This is a genomic window from Ferrimonas senticii DSM 18821 (genome assembly GCF_000422665.1).
Lineage (GTDB): Bacteria > Pseudomonadota > Gammaproteobacteria > Enterobacterales > Shewanellaceae > Ferrimonas > Ferrimonas senticii.
On the sequence record NZ_KE383899.1, the window covers coordinates 110,428 to 136,020 of the forward strand.

A 25,593-nucleotide genomic window follows, 5' to 3' on the forward strand; every position below is an offset into this window, starting at 1 on the left:
GATGGTGGCCTTAGTGTTTCACTTGAACGCTCAAGCGTTTAGCAGATTGATATGAGTCACTGCGGTTCATCCCGCAGGAACACCAAGGTATCGGCACTGGATTGCTCCGCGCTAAAGCGATAGCCGGCGTAGTCAAACGCTTCCAGTTGTTTAACATCCGTTGGCCGCTGCTCAATCAGAAAACGCGCCATCAAACCACGAGCTTTTTTGGCGTAGAAGCTGATGATCTTATATTGGCCATTCTTAAAATCTTTAAACACCGGGGTCACCACAGTGGCATCCAGCAACTTCGGTTTTACCGACTTAAAGTATTCATTCGACGCCAGATTCACCACCACATTATCACCTTGCGCGGCAACCTCGCGATTCAGCAGCTCGGTGATCCGCTCACCCCAGAACTGATACAGATCGTTACCGCGGGAGTTGGCCAACTTGATACCCATCTCCAGCCGATAAGGTTGGATCAGATCCAGCGGCTTCAACAATCCATACAGGCCAGAGAGGATCCGCAGGTGCGATTGGGCGAACTCTAACTGTTCGAGACTCAAGCTGGCCGCATCCAAGCCACCATAAACGTCACCGTTAAAGGCCAATACCGCGGGCTTGGCATTGTCTGGGGTAAATGGCACTGACCACTGGGCAAAGCGGGCAGCATTCAGCCCGGCCAATTTGTCCGACAGTTTCATCAGACTGGCCAGATCCGCCGGCGTTAACTTACGACAATCGGCCATCAGCAGTTCGGCCTCGGCCAATAACTGCGGCTGGGTATATGCGCTAACGTGCGGCGGGGTTTCAAAATCAAGATTTTTCGCAGGGGAGATCAACGCCAACATCGCAGGCTTCCTATTCCAGTTCGTTAGCTGTGAATATACCACTGCCCGATAACAAAAAAACCACGCGACGGTGTGGTACCGTGGCGTGGTTTTCGATTGCGCCAATCTTATCGATCAGCGCCAGCTTAAGCGATTAGGCTTTGTGCTTTTTGCTTTTCAGCCAAGTGTTGCAAGCCAGTTGCTCTTTCAGAGACTCAATCTTGTGGGCATCGAACTCTGGGGTTTTGCCAGCTTTCAGCTGCACTTCGTAATCTTCGATTACCGCGTAAGCAACCTTAGACAACGCCACGATAGCCACGATGTTCACCAGTGCCATCAAGCCCATCGATACGTCAGCGAAGTTCCACACCATGCTCAACGATGCCACCGAGCCAACCAGTACCATCGCCAGCACCAGCAGACGGAACACCAGCAGAACGGTCTTGTTCTTGCTTAGGAACAGAATGTTGCTTTCGGCGTAGCTGTAGTTAGCGATGATTGAGCTAAAGCAGAACAGCAGAATCGCCGCTGCCAAGAAGTAGCTCGCCCAGCCGCCCAGTTCGTTGGTCAGTGCCAACTGCAGCAGACCGATACCTTTCTGACCTTCAGACGCATCCAGCACACCAGAAACCAGAATGATCGCCGCAGATGCAGTACAGATCACTAGGGTATCAACGAATACGCCGATCATCTGCACAAAACCTTGAGATGCAGGGTGGTTCGGGTTTGGTGTTGCAGAGGCGGCGATGTTAGCCGCTGAACCCATGCCCGCTTCGTTGGAGAACAGACCACGAGCCACACCCGCCATCACGGCACCCATCATACCGCCAGCAGCTTGATCCAGGCCGAAGGCGCTGTTGAAGATCAGCGCAAACGCCGCCGGAACTTCAGACAGGTTCATCACAATAACGATAACTGCCAGACCCAAGTACAGCAATGCCATTACTGGAACGATCTTCTCAGACACGCTGGCAACCTTTTTCAGGCCACCCATGATCACGTAGGCGGTCAGCGCCACAATCACCACGGCAATGATGTTTTTATCAATGCCAAAGGAGTTATTCAACGCATCGGCGATGGTGTTTGCTTGTACCGAGTTAAAGGCAAAACCGAAGGCGATGATCAGCAGGATTGAGAACAAGATCCCCATCCAACGACGGCCAAGGCCTTGCTCCATGTAGTACGCTGGGCCACCGATGTATTGGCCATCTTCACGGCGTACCTTGTACACCTGCGCCAAAGTGGATTCAACGAACGCGGTTGCCATACCCAACAGGGCGATCAGCCACATCCAGAAGATCGAGCCAGCACCACCAACGGTAATCGCCACGGCAACACCGGCCATGTTACCGGTGCCAACACGAGCGGCCATCGAAGTACAAAATACTTGGAACGAGGATAAGCCATCGGCTGGATTTTCACGGCCATCGCGAACCAGACGGACACCGTGACCGAACAAACGTAACTGAATAAAGCCCAAGCGCACAGTGAACAGTACGCCCGCAGTTACCAATACATAAATAAGGACTTTGCCCCACAGCACACCATTAGCAAAGTTAATGGCGCTATTTAGCGCAGCAGTAATAGTTTCAATCATAATAAGTTCTTCTTGAGGGCACCAAAGAGGCCAACACCGCATCAAGATGCGCTGTTAAACGACGGTGACTAACAATAAACTTCCATTCCAAATGGTTGACCAGAACGGTCGGTTATCAGCCTTTATGTAGCAGATTTAATTATGTTTCGAAGCAGCTTTCACTGCTCCTGTACTGATAACGCAAAGCACACTACCACAGAATTTTCGCCGCCACAGGTGAGCCACATCACAGTAAATCAACCAATCTACTGCTACGCCAGTAAAACTGCGCAACATTTACCCAACTTAACGCTAAGCCAACAAAAATGCAGCGTTTTTGCAATAACAACGGCACCCCTTCAATGAGTCACCGTGACTGCTAGTATTTGCCAATCATTACCACCGCACATTATTTTAAGTCGTTGATATTTTGCACTTAATTACCAATAATCATGCACCAATTAACGACGATTCACAGTCATGACGAAAGAGTTTGTGAATCCACCAGTTATTTCGCGCTAACAGTTGGCAAACACAAGCAAATTTCCTTTAATTAGTCACAATTAAATGACGGGCAGCAGCCCGCACAATGGAATACCCGCCCATGGCCAACGCATTAGAACAACTCAAAGCTGTTACCACTATTGTCGCCGACACCGGTGACATCGAAGCCATCCGCCGCTACGCGCCGCAGGATGCCACCACCAACCCATCACTGATCCTCAAAGCGGCACAGATCCCAGAGTACGACAACCTGATTGCCGACGCCGTTGCCTATGCCCAAGCGCAAAGCAGCGATCCAGCAACGCAGTTGGAAGACGCCGCCGATAAACTGGCGGTGAATATTGGTGTTGAGATCCTAAAGCTGGTTCCTGGGCGGATCTCCACCGAGGTGGATGCCCGTCTGTCATTCGATACCGAAGGTTCGGTCGCCAAAGCCCACAAACTGATGGGACTGTACCAACAAGCCGGCGTTAGCGCCGATCGCATCCTGATTAAGCTGGCCTCCACTTGGGAAGGCATTCGCGCGGCTGAACAGCTAGAACAGCAAGGCATCAACTGCAACCTAACCCTACTGTTTAGTTTTGCCCAAGCGCGCGCATGTGCCGAAGCTGGCGTTTACCTGATCTCACCATTTGTTGGTCGCATTCTGGACTGGTACAAGCAAAGCACCGGCGAAGAGTACAGCGCCCAGTCCGATCCAGGTGTGGTTTCAGTCACCAGCATCTACAACTACTACAAGCAGCACGGTTATGACACCGTGGTAATGGGCGCCTCGTTCCGCAACACCGGCGAGATCCTAGAACTTGCCGGTTGTGATCGCCTGACCATTGGTCCAGCACTGCTGGAAGAGCTGGAAAACAGCAACGTCACCGTGATCGAAAAGCTGAAGTTCGCCGGTGAGCAGCAAGCGCGCCCTGAACCGATGTCAGAGCACCAGTTCCGTTGGGAGATGAACGACGATGCCATGGCCACCGAAAAGCTGGCTGAAGGCATTCGTAACTTCGCTATCGACCAAGGCAAACTGGAAGCGATGCTGCGTCAGCGTCTCGGTCTGTAACCTTTGGTAGTAAATGAAAAGCCCGAGTCTTACTCGGGCTTTAGTGTATTCAAGGCACAGCCGGACGTGCCATGCACCAGCATAGGAACCACAAGAATATGACTAACCCAACCACCCTGCCCGCTTGGCAACAACTAAGCCAATTGCGATCGCAGTTTGCTGATTTCTCTTTGCGACAGGCGTTTGCCACCGATCCTCAGCGCGCCGAGCGGATGAATCTCACCGCGGCAGGGCTCCAGTTGGATTACTCCAAAAACTTGGTGGATCAATCGGTTCTGGCGGCATTGCTGCAGCTAGCAGAGGAAGCCGGGGTTGCCACCTTGCGCCAGCAGATGTTTGCCGGTGATGCCATTAACAACACCGAAGGTCGCGCGGTTCTACACACCGCCCTGCGCAACCACAGCCGCAGCGAGATCATCGCCGATGGCGCCAATGTGGTACCAGAAGTGGCAGCCACCTTGGCCAAAATCAAAGCCTTTGTTGATGAGATCCACAGCGGCCAACGCCGCGGTTTTGATAACCAAACCTTTACCGACGTTATCGCCATCGGCATCGGCGGTTCATTCTTAGGGCCGAAAGTCGCCACTGAAGCGCTGCGTCCCTACGCCGTCGCCGGCATCAAGCTGCACTTTGTCGCCAACGTAGATGGCACCGCGCTGGCAGAAAAGCTCAAGCGGGTTGATGTTGCCCGCACCTTGGTGGTGATGTCCTCTAAGTCATTCTCGACCCAAGAGACCCTCGCCAACACCTTAAGTGCTCGCGATCACTTTATCGCCGCCGGTGTGCCCGTCGATGCCATTGGCAAACACTTTGTCGCCATCAGCTCCAACGTCACCGCGGCGGTGGAATTTGGCATCGATGCCGCGAACGTCTTCCCGATGTGGGATTGGGTTGGTGGCCGCTACTCGCTGTGGTCGGCGATTGGTTTGCCGATCGCCCTAGCGGTGGGATTCGATAATTTCGAGCAATTACTAAGCGGCGCTGCGGCGATGGATCAACACTTCACTGACGCGCCGCTGGCGCAAAATATGCCGGTGCTGATGGCGCTACTGTCACTGTGGTACATCAACTTCTATGGCAGTCAAAGCCAAGTGCTGTTGAGCTATGACCACTATCTGCGCGGTCTGCCAGCGTATGTGCAGCAACTGGATATGGAAAGTAATGGCAAGGGCGTTGATAAGCAGGGCAACCCCGTCAGTGTGAGCAGCGGCCCAGTGATCTGGGGCGGCGAAGGCACCAACGGTCAGCACGCTTATCACCAGCTGTTGCATCAAGGCACCGCGTTGATCCCAGCGGACTTTATTCTGCCGCTGCAAAGCCACAACCCTATCGGCAATCATCATCAGATGTTGGCGGCTAACTGCTTAGCGCAGTCGCAGGCATTAATGCTCGGTAAAACCCTAGATGAGGCTAAAGCCGAGCTAACCGCGAAAGGGGTAAGCGGCGAACAACTAGAGCTGCTGGCCAAGCACAAAGTGATGCCGGGTAACCGCCCAAGCAACACCCTGTTGATGAATCAGCTGACCCCAGCCACCTTAGGCGCATTGATTGCCTTGTATGAGCACCGCACCTTTGTTCAAGGGGCGATCTGGGGCATTAACTCATTTGACCAATGGGGGGTTGAACTGGGCAAAGTACTGGGTGACGCGGTATTGGCTGAGATCTGCGCCAGCGAGCAGTTAAATCAACTGGATCCATCAACCAATCTATTGGTGAAAGCGGTTCGTCAAGGGGTCATCAGGGCGTAGAACAGAAAACGTCGTTTTGTAATAAATATGTTGCAACCTTTCTCCGTGTCATGATATATCCGTAAGTGATAATAAGCATAGGGGGAAGGTTATGGAACGACTCGATTATGGCTCACCTGCTGGAAGCGTGGTAGAACGGCCAACTCGCTCCCGAGGCAGTAAAAAGCGCAAGTGGCGTGAAATTGAAGCGATTCAAGAGCGCAAAAGGCTTCGACAGGAGCTTGAAGATATCGACTTCTGCTTTGATGTTGAAGACGAACTGCTGGAAGAGTAATGCTCAAGCCGGTAACAAAAATGCCTCGCACAGCGAGGCATTTTTATGCGTGCTAAATGATTAGCTGGCCGCTAGGTAATCGCGCAGATGTTGGTAGTCCGCGCCACTATTGGCAAACAGTGGATCTGACTGGCATAACTGCTGTAATTGTGGCGTTAGTGACTGCCAATCGTCCTCGCTTAAGGTCGCGGCAATCTTTGGCAGCAACTGCTGATCCTCATAACTCAAATGATTGCGCTGCAGGGTTAGAAACTGGCGCAAGTTGGCAACCAAACGCTGCCGCGGCACCACCTGATCGGCCAAAATCATGGTCACCGTCGCTAAAATTGCGCTGGTGGCCTGCGCCAAAGCTTGATGCTCCTCAGCCAATTTGTGCAAGGTCAACGCCGGTTGCCCGGTCCGCTCTAGGTAGAACTGATAGATCCGATCTTCCAATGGATGATGGCAGCGATCGGCGTAGCGGTGCAGATAATCAATCAACTCTTGCAGCATCGGCATATTGATGCCACCGCCCTGCTCTAACCGTTCAATCTTCTGTTCCAGCAGATCCAGCAAGATATGGAAATGGCGATGGTCTTCGGCAATTCGCTCAAGCATACAGAACTCTCTTTCGACAGTGATGGCCACCAACATGCCTGAGTCACAACGGAAACACTATGATCGCTATCAAGGTTGCCAATCGATGCTGTGGTAACCCTGTGCCAGCAAGTAGTGGTTAGTTTTTGAAAAGTGGCGACAGCCAAAAAAGCCTCGATAGGCCGACAGCGGCGAAGGGTGTGGCCCATTCAGTAGCAGATGTTTGGTCGCGTCGATATTGCGCCCCTTCTTCTGCGCATGCGCGCCCCAAAGAATAAACACCACGTTTTGACAATGCTGATTAACCGCCGCAACTACCGCATCGGTAAATTGCTCCCAGCCCAATTTGGCGTGAGAATGGGCGTGCCCCTGATTAACCGTCAACACCGTATTAAGCAGCAGTACCCCTTGGTCGGCCCAGCGGCTTAGATCGCCATCAACAGGTACCTGAAATCCTTCAATATCGGTCGCTAGCTCTTTATAGATATTGACCAGTGACGGCGGCAACTTCACCCCTTTAGCCACTGAAAAGCTAAGGCCATGGGCCTGCCCCTCACCGTGGTAGGGATCTTGACCTAAGATCACCACCCGTACCTTATCCAGCGGCGTGCGCTCCAGCGCCACAAAGACCTGCGACTCCGGTGGGTAGATCGCCTGACCGGCGGCGCGCCAGTCGCTAATTTGCGCCAGCATCTGTTGATAGTATGGTTGTGCCCGCTCAGCGGCTAACACCTGATCCCAATCGATGTTCATCGAAACTTCTCTGCAAAAAAACGATTAGCCAATGTTAATCAATTCGTTGGCATCGACCAACGGCCAGCAATATAGTGCCAAGGTTATTTTAGGAGTGCCCATGCGATTTATCGGAGCCCACGTTAGCGCCGCCGGTGGCGTCGAAAACGCCCCCATCAACGCCCATAAGATTGGCGCCAACGCCTTTGCCCTGTTTACCAAAAACCAGCGCCGCTGGCAGGCAAAGCCACTGACCAGCCGTGATATCAGTAATTTTAAAGCCAACTGTCAGCGCTTTGGTTACCGCCCGGAGCAGATCCTGCCCCACGACAGCTACTTGATTAACCTCGGCCATCCTGAAGCCGAGGCGCTTGCCCGTTCCCGCGATGCCTTTATCGATGAGATGCAGCGCTGTCAGCAACTGGGGTTAACCCTGCTGAACTTCCATCCGGGGAGCCACTTAAAACAGATTAGCGAAGCCGACTGTCTGGCGCGTATCGCCGAATCGATAAACTTGGCGCTGGATGCCAGCAGCGGTGTTACCGCGGTAATTGAAAACACCGCCGGTCAAGGTAGTAACCTTGGCCACCGCTTCGAACAACTGGCAACCATCATCGACCAAGTTGACGATAAAAGCCGTGTCGGTGTCTGCTTAGATACCTGTCACACCTTTGCCGCCGGTTACGATCTGTCCAGCATCGCCGCCTGTGAAGCGACCTTCGCCGAATTTGATGCCATCGTTGGCCTGCATAACCTCAAAGCGATGCACCTTAACGGCAGCAAATCAGCCCTTGGCAGTCGCGTTGACCGCCACCATAGCCTCCATCAAGGCGAGCTAGGCACCGAACTATTCCAATTCTTGATGAACCATCCGGCCACCGAAAGCATTCCACTGGTGCTGGAAACCATCGACGAAACCCTGTGGCAGGAAGAGATCAACTGGCTGCGTGGATTGCAAACCGCCTAGCACAGCAGCAATTAGGTTGCAGTTAGCAGTTAGCAGTTAGCAGTTAGCAGTTAGCAGTTAGCAGTTAATTGTTACTGGTAGCCGCCGAAACACAAAGCCCTCGCAATGCGAGGGCTTTGATTATCGGCGTCATGCAACAGCTCACGCCGCGGTTACTGACCGGCTACTTCGTCGTTTTTGATGTTGAAGAACACCGCGTACAGCGCTGGCACAATCACCAAGGTCAATAGGGTGGCGAAGCTTAAACCAAATACCATCACCACTGACATCGACTTAAAGAAAGCGTCGTAGAACAGCGGGATCACTCCCAGTACGGTGGTGATGGCGCCCATCATCACTGGCCGCAAACGGCTGGCCGACGCCTGCACCAAGGCATCCATCCGCGGCATATTGGTGGCAATATCGAGGTCTATCTGCTCGACCAAAACGATGGCGTTCTTGATCAGCAGTCCCGACAGCGACAGCAGTCCCAAGATCCCCATAAACTCCAATGGGGTCTGGGTTAGCACCAAGCCAAACACCACGCCGATCAGCGCCAGTGGCACCACCAGCCAGATCACCAGCGGCTGACGTACCGCGTTAAACAGCAGCAGCACCACAATCACCATCGCCGCCAAACCAGCCGGAATGGTGGAAGCCAGATCTTCATTCGATTCGGTGGAATCACCAAAGATCCCCTCCCACTCCATGGTATAACCGTCCGGCAGTGCAATCGCCTCAATCTGATCGGTAATGCGGCCACGCAGTTGTGATTCCAGTTCGCTGCCATCGGTACTGACCTGCGCTTTGATGGTCCAAACGCGGTTTTCTCGGCGCAACTGGCCATCTTGCCACTGGGTATCTACCCCGGTTACTACGCTGCCCAACGGCACCACATTGCCGGTGTCGCTGGAAACCACCGCGATATTGTCGATATCTTGCAGCCCCTGCCGCTCCGACTCTGGCGCCCGCAGCACGATTGGGATCAGCTGATCCTGCTCGCGGTAGACGCCAATTTGGCGGCCATTAAAGTTGGTTTGCAGCGCCCGGGCGATATCTTGACGAGTCACCCCAGCACGCTGAGCGCTGAGCTCATCCACCTGCGGCACCAGCACCGGCACTGGATTACGCCAGTTATCTTTGATCTCTACCCCACGGCCATCGGCATACATAATCGCATTGGCTTGACCGGCGAGATCTCGTAGTACCTGCGGATCTGGGCCACGGAAGGTAACCTCGATATCCGAACCGCCACCGGGACCAAGCACAAACCGCCAAACCTTAGTTTGCGCATCCGGGAACTGCTCACCGAGGTAGCTTTCCACTTTGCGCTTTAAGGCGTCAATCTGGCGGTAATCGTCCAACCGCACCAGCAATTGACCGTAAGCGCCATTGGGCGATTGTGGCGAGTAGATCAGCATGTAGCGAATGCCACCAGAGCCGGTGCTGGAAAGCACACTTTGCACCCCCTCTTGCTTGGCAATAAAGGCTTCAATCTGGCGAATATCGGCGCCAGTGCGCTCGATATCGGTGCCCTCTGGCAACCAATAGTCGACCACCATCTGCGGTGAAGTGGAAGTTGGGAAGAACCCCGGCTTCATAAACTGAGCGCCCCACAACGAGGTGATAAATAGCGCTACAATCGCGGTTAAGGTTAGCCAGCGAAAACGTACGGCGATCCGCACCAACGATTGATAACCAGCCACCACCCGACCAACTTTGGCCGGCTCTGCAGCGGCATCGCCGTTGGCTTTAAACAGCAGATAACAGAACAGCGGCGTTAGGGTAACCGCGAACAACCAGCTAAACAGCAGCGAGATCAGGATCACCCAGAACAGATGGCCGGTGTATTCGGCGGTGCTGCCAGGGGCAAAGCCGATCGGCGCAAACGCCAAACAGCCAACGATGGTACCGCCCAGCAATGGCCACTGGGTTTGGCTGACTACCTCTTTGGCGATCTCAAGCTTGCCGCGACCACGTTGAATGCCAACCAAGATCCCCTCGGTCACCACGATGGCGTTATCGACCATCATCCCTAGGGCAATGATCAACGCCCCCAGCGAGATCCGATGCATCGGAATGCCAATCAGGTTCATGGTCGCCAGTGTCGCCGCAATGGTTAGCAGCAAAATCGCGCCAATCACCAGCGCCGACTTAACCCCCATAAACAGCAGCAGGGTGATCACCACAATCGCCAGCGCGGCAAACACGTTGGCAACGAAGTTCTCTACCGAAGCGGCCACTTCAGCGCCCTGATGGTAGAAGCGTTCAACGTTGATGCCATAGGGACGACGACTTTCCGATTCCAGCAGATAGGCGTCCAGCGCTTCACCCACCGCCACCACGTTGGAGCCGGTGACATTGGACACCCCTAGCGCGATCGCATCCTGCTGATTAAAGCGGATCACTCGTGACGCCGGCGTTTGCACCCCTCGGGTTACGGTGGCGATATCGCGCAGATAGATAGCACGGCCATCAACGCTGTCGGAGATCAGGGTATTTTCCAGTGCGGCAATTGAGTCCACCGCGCCGGTTGGTGCCAGAATCAAACGCTGCTGGCCGACCTGCACATTACCGGCATTCACCACCTGATTTTGCAGTGCCAAGCGGTTGGCGATGGCATCAATGGAGATCCCCAGTGCTGTGCTGGCCTCGCGATTTAGCTCAACAAAGATCTGCTCGGCTTGCTCGCCCAGCAACGCCACCTTGGCAACATTGTCGATCTGCTCAATTTCTCCTTTGAGCTCTTCAGCGTAATCCTGCAGCTCGGCGTTACTGAAACCGTCACCGCTGATCAGGTAGTACATGCCATACACGTCACCGAAGTCATCGACCACAATCGGTGCCGATGCCCCCGGCGGCAGCTTGGTTTCGCTGTCACTGATCTTGTTACGCAGTTTGCTCCAAACGGTGGATAGCTCCGCCTTACTCTTGGAGAACTGGTACTTAATCTCGACGGTGATCTCCGACTTACCAAAGGAGGAGATCGATTCCACCGTCTCCACCTCTTGCAGTTGGCGAATGGCGATCTCTAGGGTTTCGGAAACCTCATCGGCCACCTCTCGTGGAGTGGCACCAGGGTAGTAGGTAATCACCTGCGCCTGACGGATCACAAAGTCGGGATCCTCCAACCGCGGCATGGTTTGGTACGCCTGCCAGCCTAGGATGATCGACAAGGCGATGACGATCACACTTAAGACTTTGTTGCGAATAGTAAATTCTGCAAAGTTCATCGAGTTATCCAAGCCTCTGCCTAACGCTGCCAAGGACGAACGGCCAACCCTTCGGCTAAGAAGCTGCCACCGGCCGCGACCACTTGCTCGCCGGCTTGCAAGCCGCTAATCACGGTTGCCATCTCGGCGCTGTCAGCGGCCAAGGTAACCACCCGCTTACTGAGAGTTTGGCTGCTGGCATCAAACACCCACACGTACTGGTTTTGGCCGTCACTGAGGATAGCGGTGAGCGGCAGGGTAAAACGGTTCGGCGCCACATCAGCCACGGTTCGCTCGACAAACAGTTTGCCGTTCATGCCCGGCAACACCAGATGCTGCTCGCCGACTTGGATATAGAAGTGCACCGCGTAGGTTTGCGAGATGGGATCGGCCTCCAACTGCGCCGAATTAAACTGCGCCGGGAACTGCACCTGCGGCAAGCTCGACAGCACCAGATAGCTGCGCCACTGACGATCGTTTTTGGCCCCGGCGATGGTGGCCGCAGGTACGTTGATGGTGACCTTCATCAGATCGGTCGCCAGTACCGAGGCCACCAGCTCACCGGCATTGATGTTGTCTAGTCGTTCGACCGGCAGGTTGGCGATCACCCCAGAAAACGGCGCCACCAGCACCGCGTCTTTCACCGCTTTTTGCGCCTTTTGGTAATTTGCCAGCGTCACATTACGATTGGAGCTCAGCTCATCCATCTGACTGGCTGAGATAGTGCCGCTTACGGCCAACTTCTGACCGCGGTCGAAGTTGCTTTGGGCATTGCGGTACTGCGCTTCGGCGGAGATCAGTGCGCTGTCGAGATCTTCAGAGTTTAATCGCGCAATTACCTGGCCCTGTTGCACTTGCTGGCCCTCTTTCACCAACAGTTCATCAATGATGCCGCCGATCTGGAAGGTCAGCGCCGCCGATTCCGCCGCCGATACCGTTGCCGGGTAACTTTGCGCCAACTGCTGGCCGCTGGCTGCCACCGTCAGCAGTTTCACCGGCCGAGGTTTGGCTTGCTCTGGTGCAGCAACCTGCTCGGCGGTACAGCCGCTAAGCAGTGTGGCCAGCGTTACCGCGCTTAGAAGTAAAGATCGTTTCATGGCAGCTCTCTTTAATTGGGCTATCTGGTTGAAATCGTTATCAATGCACTAAGGATGACCACCTTAGCGCGAAAAATATGCGAATGGCATTAGTAATAGTCGCATCATAATCAGCCGAGCCAAGCCAAGGTGTCCGCAATCGGACAATCTGTTAACATCGTTGCTGAATCTTTTCTTTGGCGTTTGTCGATCATGATTAATCACCAGCAGATCCACTGGCCCATTGCCCTTAGCAGCGCCTATCAGCAACAGTTGCTGGCAGTGGGACAGCAATCGCGCGCTTTCCCTAAAAATGGCGATCTGCCCGGTGATGGCACCCTGTACTACATCCATCGCGGCTTAGTGGCGTTAAGGGTGTATACCTTATGCGGTCGCAGCGTGATCACCATGATCCGCGGCGAGGGGGAATGGCTGACCACCTACAGTGGTCCGATGGCCCTGTCCATTCACGTTGAACCGTTAACCGATTGCCAGCTAATGAGTTTTAGCGCCGATAAGTTAGACAAGCTAAAGCAACAACAGTTAGAACATTACAAACTGCTGCACGGCATTAGCCAAAGCATCCAAGCCCGTTGGATGCAGGCGCAGCTGATTGGTTGTTTTAGCGCCCAAGAGCAAGTCGCTTATCTGCTACTTGAGTTAGGACGTCACTTCCCTCGTTATCAGGTCCCACTGTCGCAAAAACGGTTGAGTGAACTGACTGGCATTGCCCGCCAGCGAGTTAATGAGACCTGTCGAGCACTGGTCGCCGCCGGTGCCATCGACAGCCAGCACAGCTTAATTACCCTGAAACGGCTGGCGCCTTTTAATGAAATATTGCGCCACAGTGATCTCTCCAGCCACAACCCGCTACTGCTGTTAGGTCAACACATACCGCAGTAACGACAGAATAAAAAATCACCAATTGTAGATATTTATGTACAAATCACACTAGCCGAAATCAGCCAGTATTGGTTGTCAACTGGCCGTCGATTGCCGACATTAGTGCCAACAACATTACATACGCCAAGGATTGGGGATGAAATTCGGATTATTCGGAATAATGCTACTGCTTAGTGGCCACAGTTGGGCGAGTGCCGTTGGGGTTCATGGCATGGTTCTGATAAACAGTCAGCAAGGTTTGATTGCCAGCCATATGCCGCTGCATGGCTCAATCCACAGCCACCAGCTGCTGTTCACCCTGCAACTATCACCGCAGCATCACGCCAAAGCGTTGGCGCTGTTAAGCGAATATCCACTGATCACCTTAAAGCCAGAGCGATTTGATCTGCACCAACTCATGCACGGTTCACTGACCGAGTTCACTACTGAGGTGGTGGCTGGCCATTTTGAACGCGGTGGCCGCACCGAGCTCGAACAGGTTACGGTTAACGTCACTAAGATATTGCTGAATCAACCACTCAGCGAACAAGACAATGGCAACTACTACGCCATCGACCTTGGCCCGCAAACCTTGCTGGCACATCGGATCGCCGCGATACCGAGTTTTGACCAACTGATACTGGTCGACAGTCCGATTAGCGCAATCGGCGCAAAGAACACCCACAATGCCCCCACGCCACAACTGCGACTTGGCAACGGCCAACCTCTGAGCGACCACTCACTGTGGCAGGGGATGCCGCTGTATTCGCTCTATCTGGAAACCCAAGACTTTCAGGCACGCTGATGATAATTGCGCTGCTGCAACATCATCATGAGGAACATGCTGGTCACATTCAAGCGTGGGCAACCAGTCGCGGTTATCAATTGCTGCCACTACTGACCCCACAGTTGTCCCAATGGCCAAGGCTAACGGCGGTCGATGCGGTAATAGTGCTTGGTGGCGAATATGATCTGCACCAACGCAGTGAATTGCCATGGCTACAGCAGGAGCTGGATTGGCTGGCACAGGCGCTGGCAGCCAAACTGCCATTGATTGGGATCTGTTTAGGGGCACAATTGCTATCGCACCTGCTTGGAGCTAGAGTGCTACCGCTCATGTCGCCTGAGTTTGGCATTCAGCCACTCACCTTAAGCAGTGGCGACTGCATCGAGGTGCTGCAAGCGCATCACTACCGGTTTGAGCTACCCAATCACGCCACCCTACTTGGGTCGACCCCACTGTGCCAGCAACAGATCTACCGCTGCCAACAGGTACTGGCACTGCAGTGTCATCTAGAGTGGGACAGCAACATGTATCAACAATTGATTGGTCAACGCCTGCAGCGGGAATTCAATCACCAACCAGCCCACGGATTGTTGGTGCAATTGTTAGATCAACACCTTGCGGCTCACTCCACAATCACCGTTGCCACAACATAACGACGCTCGTCAGACAGTGACACATGAGTGCTTGTCGCGCCAAGTTGCGCCATACGTTCGGCAGCACCGCCACGCAATTGCAGTAGCGGTGCGCCCCACTCATTGTGACTAAGGCTGATATGCTGAAACGACACCCCGCGGCCGATGCCGGTGCCAAGGGCTTTGGCGGCCGCCTCTTTGATGGCGAAGCGCTTGGCGAGAAACCTTGCTGGATCGCTGCTGTGGCCAAGCTCGCGAAGCTCCGACTCAGTTAAGATCCGCGCCGCCAACTTGTCACCGAGCTTATCGAACCGGGTGGCAATCCGTTCGATCTCAACAATGTCAGTGCCTAAGCCTTTAATCGCCATTTAGCGGCGCGCCTCTAACATCAGCTGTTTCATGGTCTTAACCGCGGTTTCCAAGCCCTCAAAGGCCGCCCGAGCAATAATACTGTGGCCGATATTCAGCTCGAAAAATTGTGGGATAGCGGCAATCGGTTGGACGTTGTGATAGTGCAGACCGTGACCGGCATTAACCACCAAACCAAGACTGGCGGCGTGCTCGGCGCCCTTTTTAATTCGCTCAAGCTCGGCTTGTTGACTGCTGCCGTGGCTATCGGCGTAAGCGCCGGTGTGGATCTCAATCACCGGCGCCCCAACCGCGGCAGCAGCGTCAATCTGGGCGATGTCGGCATCGATAAACAGCGATACCTTGATCCCCGCGGCGCGCAAACGACTGCAAGCGTCTTCGATTTTGCCCTGCTGACCAACCACATCTAAGCCACCTTCGGTGGTAACTTCCTGCCGTTTCTCCGGCACTAGGCAAACGTATTCCGGCTTGATTCGCTCGGCGATGGCGAGCATCTCATCGGTTACCGCCATCTCCAGATTCATTCGGGTTTTGATGGTTTGCGCCAGCAGTTCAACGTCGCGATCGGTGATATGGCGACGATCTTCTCGTAGATGAATGGTGATGCCATCAGCGCCGGCCATCTCGGCCACCGCAGCGGCATAAACCGGATCCGGATAGTCGGTGCCCCGTGCGTTACGCAGGGTGGCAATGTGATCGATATTAACGCCCAGAAGTATGCTCATCGGTCCCTCGTTGTCGTAAAAATAGCGTCCGGCTATGCAAAGGTTTGCTGCCCAGCAGCGGCTTTAACAGCTCCCGCACTAAGCGTTTGCCTTGACGCAGATGTTCAATGTCGGCCAGTTGTTGATCCCGCCACGCCAGCAGCATTGCGCCAGATACGGCATCAACGCTGGGTTGGGCGGTGGCGATGAAGCCCTGGCCGGTGCGCCAGCGATAGTGGCAACTTGGCTGCAGCGGTTCGGAATCGGCATCGTAAACCAGTGGCGGCAACTGACCAAGGTGTTGCAGCAGCGCCAGCTCCAGATAGCGTAAATTGGCTTCGACGTTGATCTCTGCCGCAAGCCCCATCAAACACTGCTGATACTGCTCAAACAGCGCTTCGTCGGTTTGCCACTCCGGCAGCAGCCGTTGGCACAGTTCATTGACGTACAGGCCGCTGTAGAGTGCGGTCCCCGACAGAGGCAGCGGCATCGTCGGTGCTTCCAGCTGCGCCAGCGTGCGCAGGGTGGAATGGCCGGATAAGCCGACCAACAACGGTCGAAATGGTTGTAGCTGCGCCCGCTTAGCGGTGCCCGCTTTACCGCCAATACGAACCACGGCCGCAATGCGGCCGTGTTGTTCAGTCAGCAAGTCGAGTAACAAGCTGCTCTCTCGGTAGGGCCGAGAGTGCAGCAGGTAGGCTCGAACCAGCGGCGCTGGCTGGTACTTAGACAAAGTCTTAGTCGTCGCCATAGCCCAAGCTGCGCAGGGCGCGCTCGTCGTCGGCCCAACCGGATTTCACCTTAACCCAAGTCTCTAAGTAGACCTTGGTGTCAAACAGCTCTTCCATATCTTTACGGGCTTCGCGGCCGATGGTTTTGATCTTCTCGCCTTTGTTGCCGATCACCATCTTCTTCTGACCGGAGCGCTCGACCAGAATCAGTGCATTGATGTGGAAGGTGCCCTTCTCATCAACACCAAACTGTTCGATCTCAACGTTCAGCGAATACGGCAATTCGTCGCCCAAGAAACGGATCAGCTTTTCACGCAAGATCTCCGCCGCCATAAAGCGCTGGGAGCGATCGGTCACGTACTCTTCAGGGAAGTAGTGGATGCACTCAGGCAGCAGCGGCTGCGCCATCTTGATCAGCGGCTCTGGGCTACCGCCCTTACCGGCCGACATAGGGATGATCGCATCGAACGGGAACTGCTCCTGCAGCCACTGCAGGTGCGGCATCAGATCGGCTTTCTCTTTAACCTGATCAACCTTGTTGACCACCAGCACGGTTTTGCGTTCGCCGGCGCCGCGCTTGATCTTGTTCAGCACCATCTGGTCGTCTTCGGTCCATTTGGTGCCTTCAACCACCATCACCACCATCTCAACGTCACCAATCGATGACGCCGCAGCGCGGTTCATCAGGCGGTTGATGGCGCGTTTTTCCTCTTTGTGAAGCCCTGGGGTATCCACAAAGATGGTTTGGTAAGCGCCTTCGGTGTGAATGCCCATGATCCGATGACGGGTAGTCTGCGGCTTACGGGAGGTGATCGACACCTTCTGGCCAAGAATCAAGTTGAGCAGGGTGGATTTGCCAACGTTGGGACGGCCAACGATGGCAACAAAGCCACAATAGGTGGTATCGGTCATGCTTGTAACAGCTCCAGAGTTTTGGCTGCAGCATCCTGCTCGGCCTTGCGGCGGGAAGCGCCCTTACCAACGATAGCGTCAGTTAGGCCCTCCACTTGGCAGCTTACGGTAAAGGTTTGGTCGTGGGCATCACCGGTGATGTCCAACACATCGTACACCGGCAACGGCTTACGACGCCCCTGCAGATACTCCTGCAGGCTGGTTTTCGGGTCTTTTTGGCGCTGGCCGGGAACGATGGTGTTCAATCGAGTTTGGTACAGACGCAAAATCAGAGTGCGCGCCGCTTCGGTGCCACCATCGAGGTAAACGGCACCAAAGATCGCTTCCACCGCGTCGGCCAGAATTGATTCGCGACGAAAACCGCCGGATTTCAACTCGCCAGGGCCGAGCTTAACCACTTCCGACAGATTCAGCTCGCGGCCGATCTCTGCCAAGGTCACGCCCTTAACCAAAGACGCGCGCATCCGAGTCATGTCGCCTTCGGCGACTTTCGGGAAGCGGTTAAACAGTTCGTCGGCAATCACAAAACCGAGCACCGCGTCACCGAGGTACTCTAAGCGTTCGTTGTGGTTGCCGGCGGCGCTGCGATGGGTCAACGCCAGTTGCAGGCGCGCCACGTCGTTAAAACGATACTGCAGCGCACTTTGCAGGCGGGATAACTTGTCGATCACTCAATGCCTCCGATGCGCTCAAAGCGCACGCCGGATGGAATCCAGGTTGGCAGCAAGTCGGCTTCACTGCGATCAAACACAAATGACATCCAGATCACGCTGGCACGACCAACCAACTGGTCTTCGCTAACGAAGCCCCAAAAACGGCTGTCGGTAGAGTTATCGCGGTTGTCGCCCATCATAAAGTAATGGCCTTCGGGCACGATCCACTCGCCGATGCGGTTGCCCTGCTGTTGGAAATAATAAGCGGTCGGTTCACCACGGGCTGGGTTGATCAGCAGATCGTGCGTCACCTCACCCAGCACTTCGCGGTAGCGCTCCAGCGGAATGGTGCCGCTGCGGTATTCGCCTTGGTTAACACCAGCCACGTTCAGCGCTTTGAGCTCTGGGCATGGGTTCATGCCAGTTTCGCATTTAGGCTGAATGTACAGTTGCTTATTACGATAAACGATGCGATCGCCCGGCAGGCCAACCACTCGCTTGATGTAATCGATGCGCTCATCTTGCGGGTATTTAAATACCGCGACATCGCCACGCTCAGGCTTACCGGTTTCAATCAGGGTGCTGCGCCACACCGGATCTTTGATGCCATAGGCGTACTTTTCCACCAGGATAAAGTCGCCAACCAACAGCGTTGGCATCATCGAACCGGATGGAATTTGAAACGGTTCAAACATAAATGAGCGGAAGATCAGTACCGCCGCCAGTACCGGGAACACCCCATGGGCGTTCTCGGCAATGGCACCTTCGCGCAGGATGTTATGACGAGCGTCAGCATCCAACGGCGCCCCAGCATTGGCTTCCGCCAACGCCAGTGACGCCTTACGCTTAGGCAGCAGCACAAAGTGATCAAACGCCCAGATGAGCCCAGCCGCGAGGGTCAGGATCACCAGGATGTGTGAAAACAGTGTCGCCATAAATTAACTTTCTCCGACTTTCAGAATCGCAAGGAACGCTTCTTGTGGGACCTCAACGTTGCCCACTTGTTTCATGCGTTTCTTACCTTCTTTCTGTTTCTGCAGCAGTTTCTTCTTACGAGAAACGTCACCGCCGTAACATTTCGCGGTTACGTCTTTACGCAGCGCTTTTACGGTAGAACGGGCGATTACGTGGTTGCCGATGGCGGCCTGAATGGCGATATCGAACATCTGACGTGGGATCAGCTCGCGCATCTTCTCCACCAGCTGACGGCCACGGTACTGAGCGTTATCAGCGTGAGTGATCATCGCCAGCGCATCGACACGGTCGCCGTTGATCAGTACATCAACTCGCACCATCTTCTCTTCTTGGAAGCGGATAAAGTTGTAATCCAGCGACGCGTAACCACGGGAGGTGGACTTCAGGCGATCGAAGAAATCCAGTACCACTTCCGCCATTGGCAATTCGTACTTCACCGCTACTTGGTTGCCGTGGTAGGTCATGTCTTTCTGGACGCCACGCTTTTCGATACACAGGGTAATTACGTTACCCAGGTATTCTTGTGGTACCAGAATGTTGGCTTCCACGATCGGCTCAGCAATCTTTTCGATGTTGTTGATCGCCGGCAGGCCCGATGGGTTATCCACCAGTACCTCTTCGCCGTCGGTCTTGGTCACTTTATAGATTACCGTTGGCGCGGTGGTGATCAGCTCGAGGTTGTATTCACGCTCCAGACGCTCTTGGATGATCTCCATGTGCAGCATGCCCAAGAAGCCACAGCGGAAGCCGAAGCCCAATGCCGCCGAGGTTTCTGGCTCGTAGAACAGCGACGCGTCGTTCAGCGACAGTTTCGCCAACGCATCACGGAAATCTTCGTAATCGTCCGAGGAGATCGGGAACAGACCGGCGTAAACCTGTGGCTTCACTTTCTTAAAGCCTGGCAGTGGCTGCTCGGCGCCGCCTTTGGCGTGAGTCAGGGTATCGCCCACTGGCGCACCGTGGATCTCTTTGATGCCCATCACAACCCAGCCCACTTCACCGCAGTTCAGTTCGGTGGTGTCCTTCTGCTTCGGGGTAAAAATACCCAAGCGATCCACACCCCAAGTCTGGCCGGTGCTCATCACTTTAACCTTGTCGCCTTTCTTCAGTTTGCCGTTTTTCACGCGCACCAAAGACACTACGCCCAGGTAGTTATCGAACCAAGAGTCAATGATCGACGCTTGCAGCGGCGCCGCAGGATCACCTTCTGGCGCCGGAATGCTGGTGACAATGCACTCCAGTACGTCTTCGATGCCGATGCCGGTTTTCGCGGAGCAGCGCACCGCGTCCATCGCATCCAGACCAACGATATCTTCAATCTCTTGCGCTACGCGATCCGGATCCGCCTGTGGCAAATCGATCTTGTTCAGGATTGGCAGAACTTCCAAATCCATGTCGATGGCGGTGTAGCAGTTCGCCAGAGTCTGCGCTTCTACGCCTTGACCGGCATCTACCACCAGCAGCGCGCCTTCACAGGACGCCAGAGAGCGGGATACTTCGTAGCTGAAGTCCACGTGTCCTGGGGTATCAATGAAGTTCAATTGATAGGTTTCGCCATCTTTGGCGGTGTAGTCCAGAGTCACACTCTGGGCTTTAATGGTAATGCCGCGCTCACGCTCCAGATCCATTGAATCCAGTACCTGAGCCGCCATTTCACGTTCGGTCAGGCCGCCACAGTGTTGGATCAGACGGTCGGACAGAGTCGACTTACCGTGGTCGATGTGAGCAATAATCGAGAAATTGCGAATGTGCTTCATTTGGCCGTTACTTCACTCAAAAAAGGTCAAATTAAGAATCACAACAAATAGTTAGGTTGCCATTGGCAGCGTAGCTATTTGCTGTGACTGACGCGCCTACTTTCAGACGCCTACAAGGGGAGCGATTCTAGCGGATTTTTGGCCGCTGGGCTATTGCTGCCACAGCGATAACCAAGGGGATCTCAGTGACTACCGTTGCAGGGCACCGCGGCCCCCAACTGCCCCAAAATCTGCAGCGGTTTGGCCTGCTTGGCCGACCAGTATTTGGCCATCCGCCAGCCACCGAATCCGCCAACAACAAAGGCGGTGATGGTAGTAGGTTCCAGCGCAATCAGGGTATGCGCCAACAGCGCCAGCAAGATGGCGCTAAGCAATGGCAACAGGTAAACCATCGCCGATACCGCCAGCAGAGTTTGTTCGGTGATCCCAACCCGCAGCTGGGTACCAACCGCATAGGTCTGCTCACAGGGTAAGGTCAGTCGATTTTGTTTGGGGGCAAACGCTTTGGCGACCACGCCGGTGCCGCAATCATCGCTTTGTTCGCAATGACCGCAGGCACTTTGGCTAACCCAACTGATGGTCACTTGGTGACCATCGCAAGCTTCGACGGTGGCAATGGCTTCAATCATTGGGTGGCGGGATAAAGATTTTCAGCCACGTTTTGCAGGCTCTCCACCGGCATTCGGCCAACCGCAACCACTTCAAATTCGCCGTGGCGGGCGGAAGCCAGCGACAAGCCATTGCCGCTGCTGATATTGGTCGGCAGTTGCACTTGACCAACCCGACCAATGTATACCGAGAAGTCATTAAGACCGTCAGACACCGCCAGATATTCCACCGGCTCATTCAAACCGATCAGCAAATGCTGATCGTAATGACGTACTTCAAACCCTGATGGCAACCAGCCAAAACGCCACGGATGCGTTTGCGGCGACTCCGGCGCGGTGACTACCGCTGGCCATTGCTGAGCTCGCAGCTCGTGCAGCAGCGGACTGGCGTCATTGAAGCGATGGTGTTCAATCACCAGCAACTGTTCCAGCAGGTTGTTATCGGTATCGAGCAGGTCAATTCGCAGTGGAATCGCGGTTTCGGCATCCATCCACACCCGGTACTGATAGCGATATTGATCGGCAGCAACGATGCGGATCAGCTGGGCGCTGTGACCGGCAATCCGATTACGGCCGCCGAGCACAAAGCGGTAGTGGCCATCAAGCTCCAGCAATCCACCAGCAAAGGCGCCGGGCATAATGCCAGGGATGCGATCGCTGGTGACACTGTAAGGTTTGGTGTCTTGCTCAAGGTAGATCACCTTATTGCCGACCCGCGCCGAGCTTTTCAGTGGGCCATTAAGATGTTCTAAAAACGCCACCTGCTCACCATCGATCAGCCCGTGTTGGTAACGAAAGGCACGGATCTGATCCAGCTGCATGTGGATGTAGGAGATCTGGAAGTTGCTGGAATTAAGCGCCTCTTGCATACGCGCCAACCACAGCTTGGATTCGTCGTTGCCAGCGGAGCTTGGCAAGGTTTTCGGCTGTGAAACCACTGGGGTCTCAGCGGCAACGCTGATCACTGAGGAGCAGATCAGCGCGAGTGCCAATAACAGTCTTTGCAAAGGAGAACCCTATTAAGGGGCCGCTTAGTTAGCGACCACAATACCATTTAGTCGTTGCTGCAACAGGTGATCACGCAGGAACGCATTAGCACGCTTTTGCTGCTCTAACGCTTCTTGTTCCGCGCTCATCTCGGGCTGTGGCTGCCCCATGCCCGGCACTTGGTAGCTGGCCGGGGTTGGCGCGCCTAACATCGCTCGGGTTTGCAGCACCGGCATCGGGCTATCAATGTCTTCTGCGCCATATTGCTGAACGCCGACCACGGCCACCGCCGCCACGCCCGCAGCAATCGCGTACTGGCCAAACTGTTTACCCAGCTGCACCACTTTAGCGGGCATCGCAAAACGGCGCTTGCTTGGCTTTGGCGCCAGTACGGTTGGCTCATCCGCCAGTGCAGCAGCAACGCCTGCGGCGATGTCAAAATTCAGCTGATTAGGCAGATCACCACGCATGGCATCGCCAATCAGATGATAGTTTTGCCAACGCTGCTGCAGCTGCTCGTCCGCCATGATCGCATCGATATCATCGTGCTGACCGTGGCCGTCGATAAACGCCGATAGTTGCGCTTTGTTGTCAGTTACCATAAAGGTCGTTCCCCAGTTACCGCTCAAGCAGCGGTTGAATTTTCCGATCAATGGCTTCCCGAGCTCGGAAGATCCGCGAACGAACCGTTCCAACCGGGCAGTCCATCACTGCCGCAATCTCTTCGTAGCTCATGCCTTCGATCTCTCGCAAGGTAATCGCCACTTTTAACTCTTCTGGTAGAGATTCAATGGTGTCAAACACCACGGTTTTGATCTCATCAGAGAGGGCCTGACGCTCTGGCGATGCCACATCGCGCAGCGCATCCGCACCCTCATAAAACTCTGCTTCCTCGGCATCAACATCACTGCTCGGCGGTCGACGCCCTTGGCTGGTCAGGTAATTTTTAGCGGTGTTGACCGCAATCCGATACAACCAAGTGTAAAACGCACTGTCACCACGGAAATTGGGCAGCGAGCGATAGGCCTTAATAAACGCCTCTTGCGCCACATCCGCCACGTCACCGTGGTTGTTCACATAGCGTCCAATCAAATTGGCCACTTTGTGCTGATACTTCACAACCAGCAGGTTAAAGGCTTGTTTATCCCCCTGCTGCACGCGCTCGACCAGTTGTTGATCACTTAACGGCTCTTTCACTCGAGTCGTCACTCCTACTAAAACTACGGATTAAGCTTTCCGCTTATTACCAACCCAACTGGTTGGTATACCTACCTAACTTGTCTTATGCGCACTAATTGAGACTGCGGCGATCAATTAAAGTTCGTAAATATTTATGTGTTTTGACAAAAAAGGTCTACGCCCCTGAAACGCTGGGGATTTGCGCCGACACAGGATACCATTGGCGAACGATTTTTTGATGCCCACACTATACCGGATGACTCACGGACTTGAACATCGCACCGAACTGCTGGTTATTGGCAGCGGTGCCGCGGGACTCACTTTGGCCATTAAACTGGCCGAATTCGCCAAGGTGATGGTGATAGCCAAAAGCCAACTGAAAGACGGTTCCACCTATTATGCCCAAGGCGGCGTAGCGGCGGTTTTTGACGAAGCCGACAGCATTGATTCCCACGTAGAAGACACCCTGATCGCCGGCGCTGGCCTGTGTGATCGCCAAGCGGTGCACTTTACCGCCAGTAATGCCCGCGATGCGCTGGAGTGGCTGATTGGCCAAGGCGCCCATTTCGACACCGAAGTCGACAGTGACGGCCACAGTCGTTACCACCTAACCCGCGAAGGCGGCCACAGCCACCGCCGCATTCTGCACGCCGCCGATGCCACCGGCAAAGAGATCCAACTGACGCTGCAGCAACAGGCGCGCCAACACCCGAACATCACCGTATTAGAGGGTTACAACGCAGTCGATCTGATCACCTCGGAAAAACTAGGCTTACCTGGCGAAAACCGGGTACTCGGCGCTTATGTATTGAACTGCGGCAGTGACCGAGTTGAAACCGTTCACGCCGATTTTGTCACCCTAGCCACCGGCGGTGCCTCTAAGGTGTATCAGTACAGCTCCAACCCCGACGTTTCCTCCGGCGATGGCATTGCCATGGCGTGGCGGGCGGGCTGTCGGGTCGCTAATATGGAATTTAATCAGTTCCATCCAACCTGCCTGTACCACCCAGAGGCGCGCAACTTTCTGCTGACCGAAGCCCTGCGCGGTGAAGGTGCCCACCTGCTGCGTCCCGATGGCAGCCGCTTTATGCCAGAGATCCACCCGCGGGCGGAATTGGCGCCGCGGGACATCGTTGCTCGCGCTATCGACTTTGAGATGAAACGATTGGGCGCCGATTGCATGTATCTGGATATCAGCCATAAACCGGCTGAGTTTGTGATTAAGCATTTCCCAACCATCTATGAGCGCTGCCTGGAACTGGGTATCGACATTACCAAACAGGCGATCCCAGTGGTCCCAGCGGCGCACTACACCTGCGGTGGGGTGATGGCGGATCTCAATGGCGCCACCGATCTTAAAGGGCTGTACGCCATCGGTGAGGTGGCCTACAGCGGCCTGCACGGTGCAAACCGGATGGCCAGCAATTCACTGCTGGAGTGCTTGGTGTTTGCCCGTGCTGCTGCCAATCACATTGAAGCGCAACTGGCCGACGCTCGCGCCGCCGCGAAACCGCAGTTGCCAGCTTGGGATGACTCGCAAGTGGTGGACTCCGATGAACAGGTGGTGATCGCCCACAACTGGCATGAACTGCGACTGTTTATGTGGGACTACGTTGGCATCGTTCGCTCGGATAAGCGACTGCAACGGGCGCTGCGCCGGGCGGAGATGCTGAATGCGGAGATCCAGCAATACTACAGTGATTTCCACATCACCAGCGATCTGCTGGAGCTGCGTAACCTGGTGCAAGTGGCAGAGCTGATCATTCGCTGCGCGATGGAGCGCAAAGAGAGTCGCGGTCTGCACTTCACCTTGGATTACCCTGAACTGCAGGATAACCCCAAACCAACAATTTTGGTGCCGTAAACTGGCGCAGTCAGCACAAGAACAAAGGGAGCTCATCAGC

General features: G+C 54.7%; 25 protein-coding genes. 8 read left to right on the forward strand and 17 right to left on the reverse strand.

Features of this window, described 5'->3' with window-relative positions:
* Positions 1–56: 56 nt before the first annotated feature.
* Positions 57–833: a peroxide stress protein YaaA gene (gene yaaA, locus G506_RS0115590; protein WP_028117680.1), complete on the reverse strand. Its 777-nt coding sequence runs from the start codon at positions 831–833 to the stop codon at positions 57–59.
* Between the two features lie 133 nt (positions 834–966).
* The gene (locus G506_RS0115595) at positions 967–2,409 is read right to left on the reverse strand and encodes an alanine/glycine:cation symporter family protein (RefSeq protein WP_028117681.1); all 1,443 of its coding nucleotides are present in this window, start codon (positions 2,407–2,409) and stop codon (positions 967–969) included.
* A gap of 583 nt (positions 2,410–2,992) precedes the next feature.
* Between G506_RS0115595 and tal the strand changes: the two genes are divergently transcribed.
* The 3 genes from tal to G506_RS0115610 all read left to right on the forward strand — a co-directional run bounded on the left by tal (position 2,993) and on the right by G506_RS0115610 (position 5,971).
* Complete coding sequence (tal, locus tag G506_RS0115600; protein WP_028117682.1) at positions 2,993–3,949, forward strand: transaldolase; 957 nt, start codon at positions 2,993–2,995, stop codon at positions 3,947–3,949.
* 98 nt (positions 3,950–4,047) lie between these two features.
* Complete coding sequence (gene pgi, locus G506_RS0115605) at positions 4,048–5,697, forward strand: glucose-6-phosphate isomerase (RefSeq protein ID WP_028117683.1); 1,650 nt, start codon at positions 4,048–4,050, stop codon at positions 5,695–5,697.
* 91 nt (positions 5,698–5,788) lie between these two features.
* The gene (locus G506_RS0115610) at positions 5,789–5,971 is read left to right on the forward strand and encodes a DUF3545 family protein (RefSeq protein WP_028117684.1); all 183 of its coding nucleotides are present in this window, start codon (positions 5,789–5,791) and stop codon (positions 5,969–5,971) included.
* Positions 5,972–6,031: 60 nt separating this feature from the next.
* Here the strand turns inward: G506_RS0115610 and G506_RS0115615 are convergent, their stop codons facing one another.
* Both G506_RS0115615 and ung read right to left on the reverse strand, forming a co-directional pair.
* On the reverse strand, positions 6,032–6,568 hold the full coding sequence (locus G506_RS0115615; protein ID WP_028117685.1) for a hemerythrin domain-containing protein: 537 nt from the start codon (positions 6,566–6,568) through the stop codon (positions 6,032–6,034).
* 69 nt (positions 6,569–6,637) lie between these two features.
* Positions 6,638–7,300 (reverse strand): uracil-DNA glycosylase, encoded by a 663-nt coding sequence (ung, locus tag G506_RS0115620; protein ID WP_035387431.1) that lies wholly within the window; start codon positions 7,298–7,300, stop codon positions 6,638–6,640.
* 100 nt (positions 7,301–7,400) lie between these two features.
* On the opposite strand from ung, the gene nfo reads away from it, so the two are divergent.
* Positions 7,401–8,246: a deoxyribonuclease IV gene (gene nfo / locus G506_RS0115625; protein ID WP_028117687.1), complete on the forward strand. Its 846-nt coding sequence runs from the start codon at positions 7,401–7,403 to the stop codon at positions 8,244–8,246.
* Positions 8,247–8,398: 152 nt separating this feature from the next.
* Here nfo and G506_RS0115630 read toward each other — a convergent pair whose 3' ends face one another.
* Positions 8,399–11,458: an efflux RND transporter permease subunit gene (locus tag G506_RS0115630; RefSeq protein ID WP_028117688.1), complete on the reverse strand. Its 3,060-nt coding sequence runs from the start codon at positions 11,456–11,458 to the stop codon at positions 8,399–8,401.
* A 20-nt stretch (positions 11,459–11,478) separates the two neighbouring features.
* Complete coding sequence (locus G506_RS0115635; RefSeq protein ID WP_028117689.1) at positions 11,479–12,534, reverse strand: efflux RND transporter periplasmic adaptor subunit; 1,056 nt, start codon at positions 12,532–12,534, stop codon at positions 11,479–11,481.
* A 192-nt stretch (positions 12,535–12,726) separates the two neighbouring features.
* Here G506_RS0115635 and G506_RS0115640 point away from each other — a divergent pair, with 192 nt between their 5' ends.
* The 3 genes from G506_RS0115640 (at position 12,727) to G506_RS19935 (ending at position 14,835) form a co-directional block, all read left to right on the forward strand.
* On the forward strand, positions 12,727–13,416 hold the full coding sequence (locus tag G506_RS0115640; protein WP_028117690.1) for a Crp/Fnr family transcriptional regulator: 690 nt from the start codon (positions 12,727–12,729) through the stop codon (positions 13,414–13,416).
* Between the two features lie 136 nt (positions 13,417–13,552).
* On the forward strand, positions 13,553–14,200 hold the full coding sequence (locus tag G506_RS0115645; protein WP_156904923.1) for a hypothetical protein: 648 nt from the start codon (positions 13,553–13,555) through the stop codon (positions 14,198–14,200).
* The gene (locus G506_RS19935; protein ID WP_051202190.1) at positions 14,200–14,835 is read left to right on the forward strand and encodes a type 1 glutamine amidotransferase; all 636 of its coding nucleotides are present in this window, start codon (positions 14,200–14,202) and stop codon (positions 14,833–14,835) included. Before G506_RS0115645 ends, G506_RS19935 begins: the two co-directional genes overlap by 1 nt.
* Here G506_RS19935 and acpS read toward each other — a convergent pair.
* From acpS to rpoE, 11 genes are all read right to left on the reverse strand, one after another.
* On the reverse strand, positions 14,805–15,182 hold the full coding sequence (gene acpS / locus G506_RS0115655) for a holo-ACP synthase (protein WP_028117692.1): 378 nt from the start codon (positions 15,180–15,182) through the stop codon (positions 14,805–14,807). The two genes, G506_RS19935 and acpS, sit on opposite strands and share 31 nt — an antisense overlap.
* Positions 15,183–15,908 carry a pyridoxine 5'-phosphate synthase gene (gene pdxJ / locus G506_RS0115660; protein ID WP_028117693.1) on the reverse strand — a complete coding sequence of 242 codons (726 nt, stop codon included), beginning with the start codon at positions 15,906–15,908 and terminating at the stop codon, positions 15,183–15,185.
* Positions 15,886–16,638, reverse strand: coding sequence for a DNA repair protein RecO (gene recO / locus G506_RS0115665; RefSeq protein ID WP_051202191.1), 753 nt, complete (start codon positions 16,636–16,638; stop codon positions 15,886–15,888). The genes pdxJ and recO overlap by 23 nt, the downstream gene beginning before the upstream one ends.
* Positions 16,625–17,530: a GTPase Era gene (era, locus tag G506_RS0115670; RefSeq protein WP_028117695.1), complete on the reverse strand. Its 906-nt coding sequence runs from the start codon at positions 17,528–17,530 to the stop codon at positions 16,625–16,627. The genes recO and era overlap by 14 nt, the downstream gene beginning before the upstream one ends.
* Positions 17,527–18,201 (reverse strand): ribonuclease III, encoded by a 675-nt coding sequence (gene rnc, locus G506_RS0115675; RefSeq protein WP_028117696.1) that lies wholly within the window; start codon positions 18,199–18,201, stop codon positions 17,527–17,529. The genes era and rnc overlap by 4 nt, the downstream gene beginning before the upstream one ends.
* A complete protein-coding gene (gene lepB, locus G506_RS0115680) occupies positions 18,198–19,118 on the reverse strand; it encodes a signal peptidase I (RefSeq protein ID WP_028117697.1) in 921 nt (306 codons plus the stop codon). The genes rnc and lepB overlap by 4 nt, the downstream gene beginning before the upstream one ends.
* Before the next feature lie 3 nt (positions 19,119–19,121).
* The gene (gene lepA / locus G506_RS0115685; RefSeq protein ID WP_028117698.1) at positions 19,122–20,915 is read right to left on the reverse strand and encodes a translation elongation factor 4; all 1,794 of its coding nucleotides are present in this window, start codon (positions 20,913–20,915) and stop codon (positions 19,122–19,124) included.
* Positions 20,916–21,097: 182 nt separating this feature from the next.
* Positions 21,098–21,544, reverse strand: a complete 447-nt coding sequence (locus tag G506_RS19940; protein ID WP_051202192.1) for a SoxR reducing system RseC family protein — start codon at positions 21,542–21,544, stop codon at positions 21,098–21,100.
* Positions 21,541–22,530, reverse strand: coding sequence for a MucB/RseB C-terminal domain-containing protein (locus tag G506_RS0115695; RefSeq protein ID WP_028117699.1), 990 nt, complete (start codon positions 22,528–22,530; stop codon positions 21,541–21,543). Before G506_RS0115695 ends, G506_RS19940 begins: the two co-directional genes overlap by 4 nt.
* A gap of 24 nt (positions 22,531–22,554) precedes the next feature.
* Positions 22,555–23,112 (reverse strand): sigma-E factor negative regulatory protein, encoded by a 558-nt coding sequence (locus G506_RS19945; RefSeq protein WP_035387432.1) that lies wholly within the window; start codon positions 23,110–23,112, stop codon positions 22,555–22,557.
* A gap of 16 nt (positions 23,113–23,128) precedes the next feature.
* On the reverse strand, positions 23,129–23,707 hold the full coding sequence (gene rpoE / locus G506_RS0115705; RefSeq protein ID WP_028117700.1) for an RNA polymerase sigma factor RpoE: 579 nt from the start codon (positions 23,705–23,707) through the stop codon (positions 23,129–23,131).
* A 238-nt stretch (positions 23,708–23,945) separates the two neighbouring features.
* On the opposite strand from rpoE, the gene nadB reads away from it, so the two are divergent.
* The gene (gene nadB / locus G506_RS0115710) at positions 23,946–25,553 is read left to right on the forward strand and encodes an L-aspartate oxidase (RefSeq protein WP_028117701.1); all 1,608 of its coding nucleotides are present in this window, start codon (positions 23,946–23,948) and stop codon (positions 25,551–25,553) included.
* The last annotated feature ends 40 nt before the right edge of the window (positions 25,554–25,593 follow it).

Excerpts from the sequence above, each read along its gene's own strand:
- pdxJ (WP_028117693.1), bottom strand. The coding sequence starts at position 15,908 with ATGAGCATACTTCTGGGCGTTAATATCGATCACATTGCCACCCTGCGT.
- nadB (WP_028117701.1), top strand. The coding sequence starts at position 23,946 with ATGACTCACGGACTTGAACATCGCACCGAACTGCTGGTTATTGGCAGC.
- G506_RS0115640 (WP_028117690.1), top strand. The coding sequence starts at position 12,727 with ATGATTAATCACCAGCAGATCCACTGGCCCATTGCCCTTAGCAGCGCC.
- yaaA (WP_028117680.1), bottom strand. The coding sequence starts at position 833 with ATGTTGGCGTTGATCTCCCCTGCGAAAAATCTTGATTTTGAAACCCCG.
- pgi (WP_028117683.1), top strand. The coding sequence starts at position 4,048 with ATGACTAACCCAACCACCCTGCCCGCTTGGCAACAACTAAGCCAATTG.
- ung (WP_035387431.1), bottom strand. The coding sequence starts at position 7,300 with ATGAACATCGATTGGGATCAGGTGTTAGCCGCTGAGCGGGCACAACCA.
- G506_RS0115630 (WP_028117688.1), bottom strand. The coding sequence starts at position 11,458 with ATGAACTTTGCAGAATTTACTATTCGCAACAAAGTCTTAAGTGTGATC.
- G506_RS0115610 (WP_028117684.1), top strand. The coding sequence starts at position 5,789 with ATGGAACGACTCGATTATGGCTCACCTGCTGGAAGCGTGGTAGAACGG.
- acpS (WP_028117692.1), bottom strand. The coding sequence starts at position 15,182 with ATGGCGATTAAAGGCTTAGGCACTGACATTGTTGAGATCGAACGGATT.
- recO (WP_051202191.1), bottom strand. The coding sequence starts at position 16,638 with ATGGCGACGACTAAGACTTTGTCTAAGTACCAGCCAGCGCCGCTGGTT.
- lepA (WP_028117698.1), bottom strand. The coding sequence starts at position 20,915 with ATGAAGCACATTCGCAATTTCTCGATTATTGCTCACATCGACCACGGT.
- lepB (WP_028117697.1), bottom strand. The coding sequence starts at position 19,118 with ATGGCGACACTGTTTTCACACATCCTGGTGATCCTGACCCTCGCGGCT.
- G506_RS0115595 (WP_028117681.1), bottom strand. The coding sequence starts at position 2,409 with ATGATTGAAACTATTACTGCTGCGCTAAATAGCGCCATTAACTTTGCT.
- G506_RS0115615 (WP_028117685.1), bottom strand. The coding sequence starts at position 6,568 with ATGCTTGAGCGAATTGCCGAAGACCATCGCCATTTCCATATCTTGCTG.
- G506_RS0115645 (WP_156904923.1), top strand. The coding sequence starts at position 13,553 with ATGAAATTCGGATTATTCGGAATAATGCTACTGCTTAGTGGCCACAGT.
- G506_RS19935 (WP_051202190.1), top strand. The coding sequence starts at position 14,200 with ATGATAATTGCGCTGCTGCAACATCATCATGAGGAACATGCTGGTCAC.
- era (WP_028117695.1), bottom strand. The coding sequence starts at position 17,530 with ATGACCGATACCACCTATTGTGGCTTTGTTGCCATCGTTGGCCGTCCC.
- nfo (WP_028117687.1), top strand. The coding sequence starts at position 7,401 with ATGCGATTTATCGGAGCCCACGTTAGCGCCGCCGGTGGCGTCGAAAAC.
- G506_RS0115635 (WP_028117689.1), bottom strand. The coding sequence starts at position 12,534 with ATGAAACGATCTTTACTTCTAAGCGCGGTAACGCTGGCCACACTGCTT.
- G506_RS19940 (WP_051202192.1), bottom strand. The coding sequence starts at position 21,544 with ATGATTGAAGCCATTGCCACCGTCGAAGCTTGCGATGGTCACCAAGTG.
- tal (WP_028117682.1), top strand. The coding sequence starts at position 2,993 with ATGGCCAACGCATTAGAACAACTCAAAGCTGTTACCACTATTGTCGCC.
- G506_RS19945 (WP_035387432.1), bottom strand. The coding sequence starts at position 23,112 with ATGGTAACTGACAACAAAGCGCAACTATCGGCGTTTATCGACGGCCAC.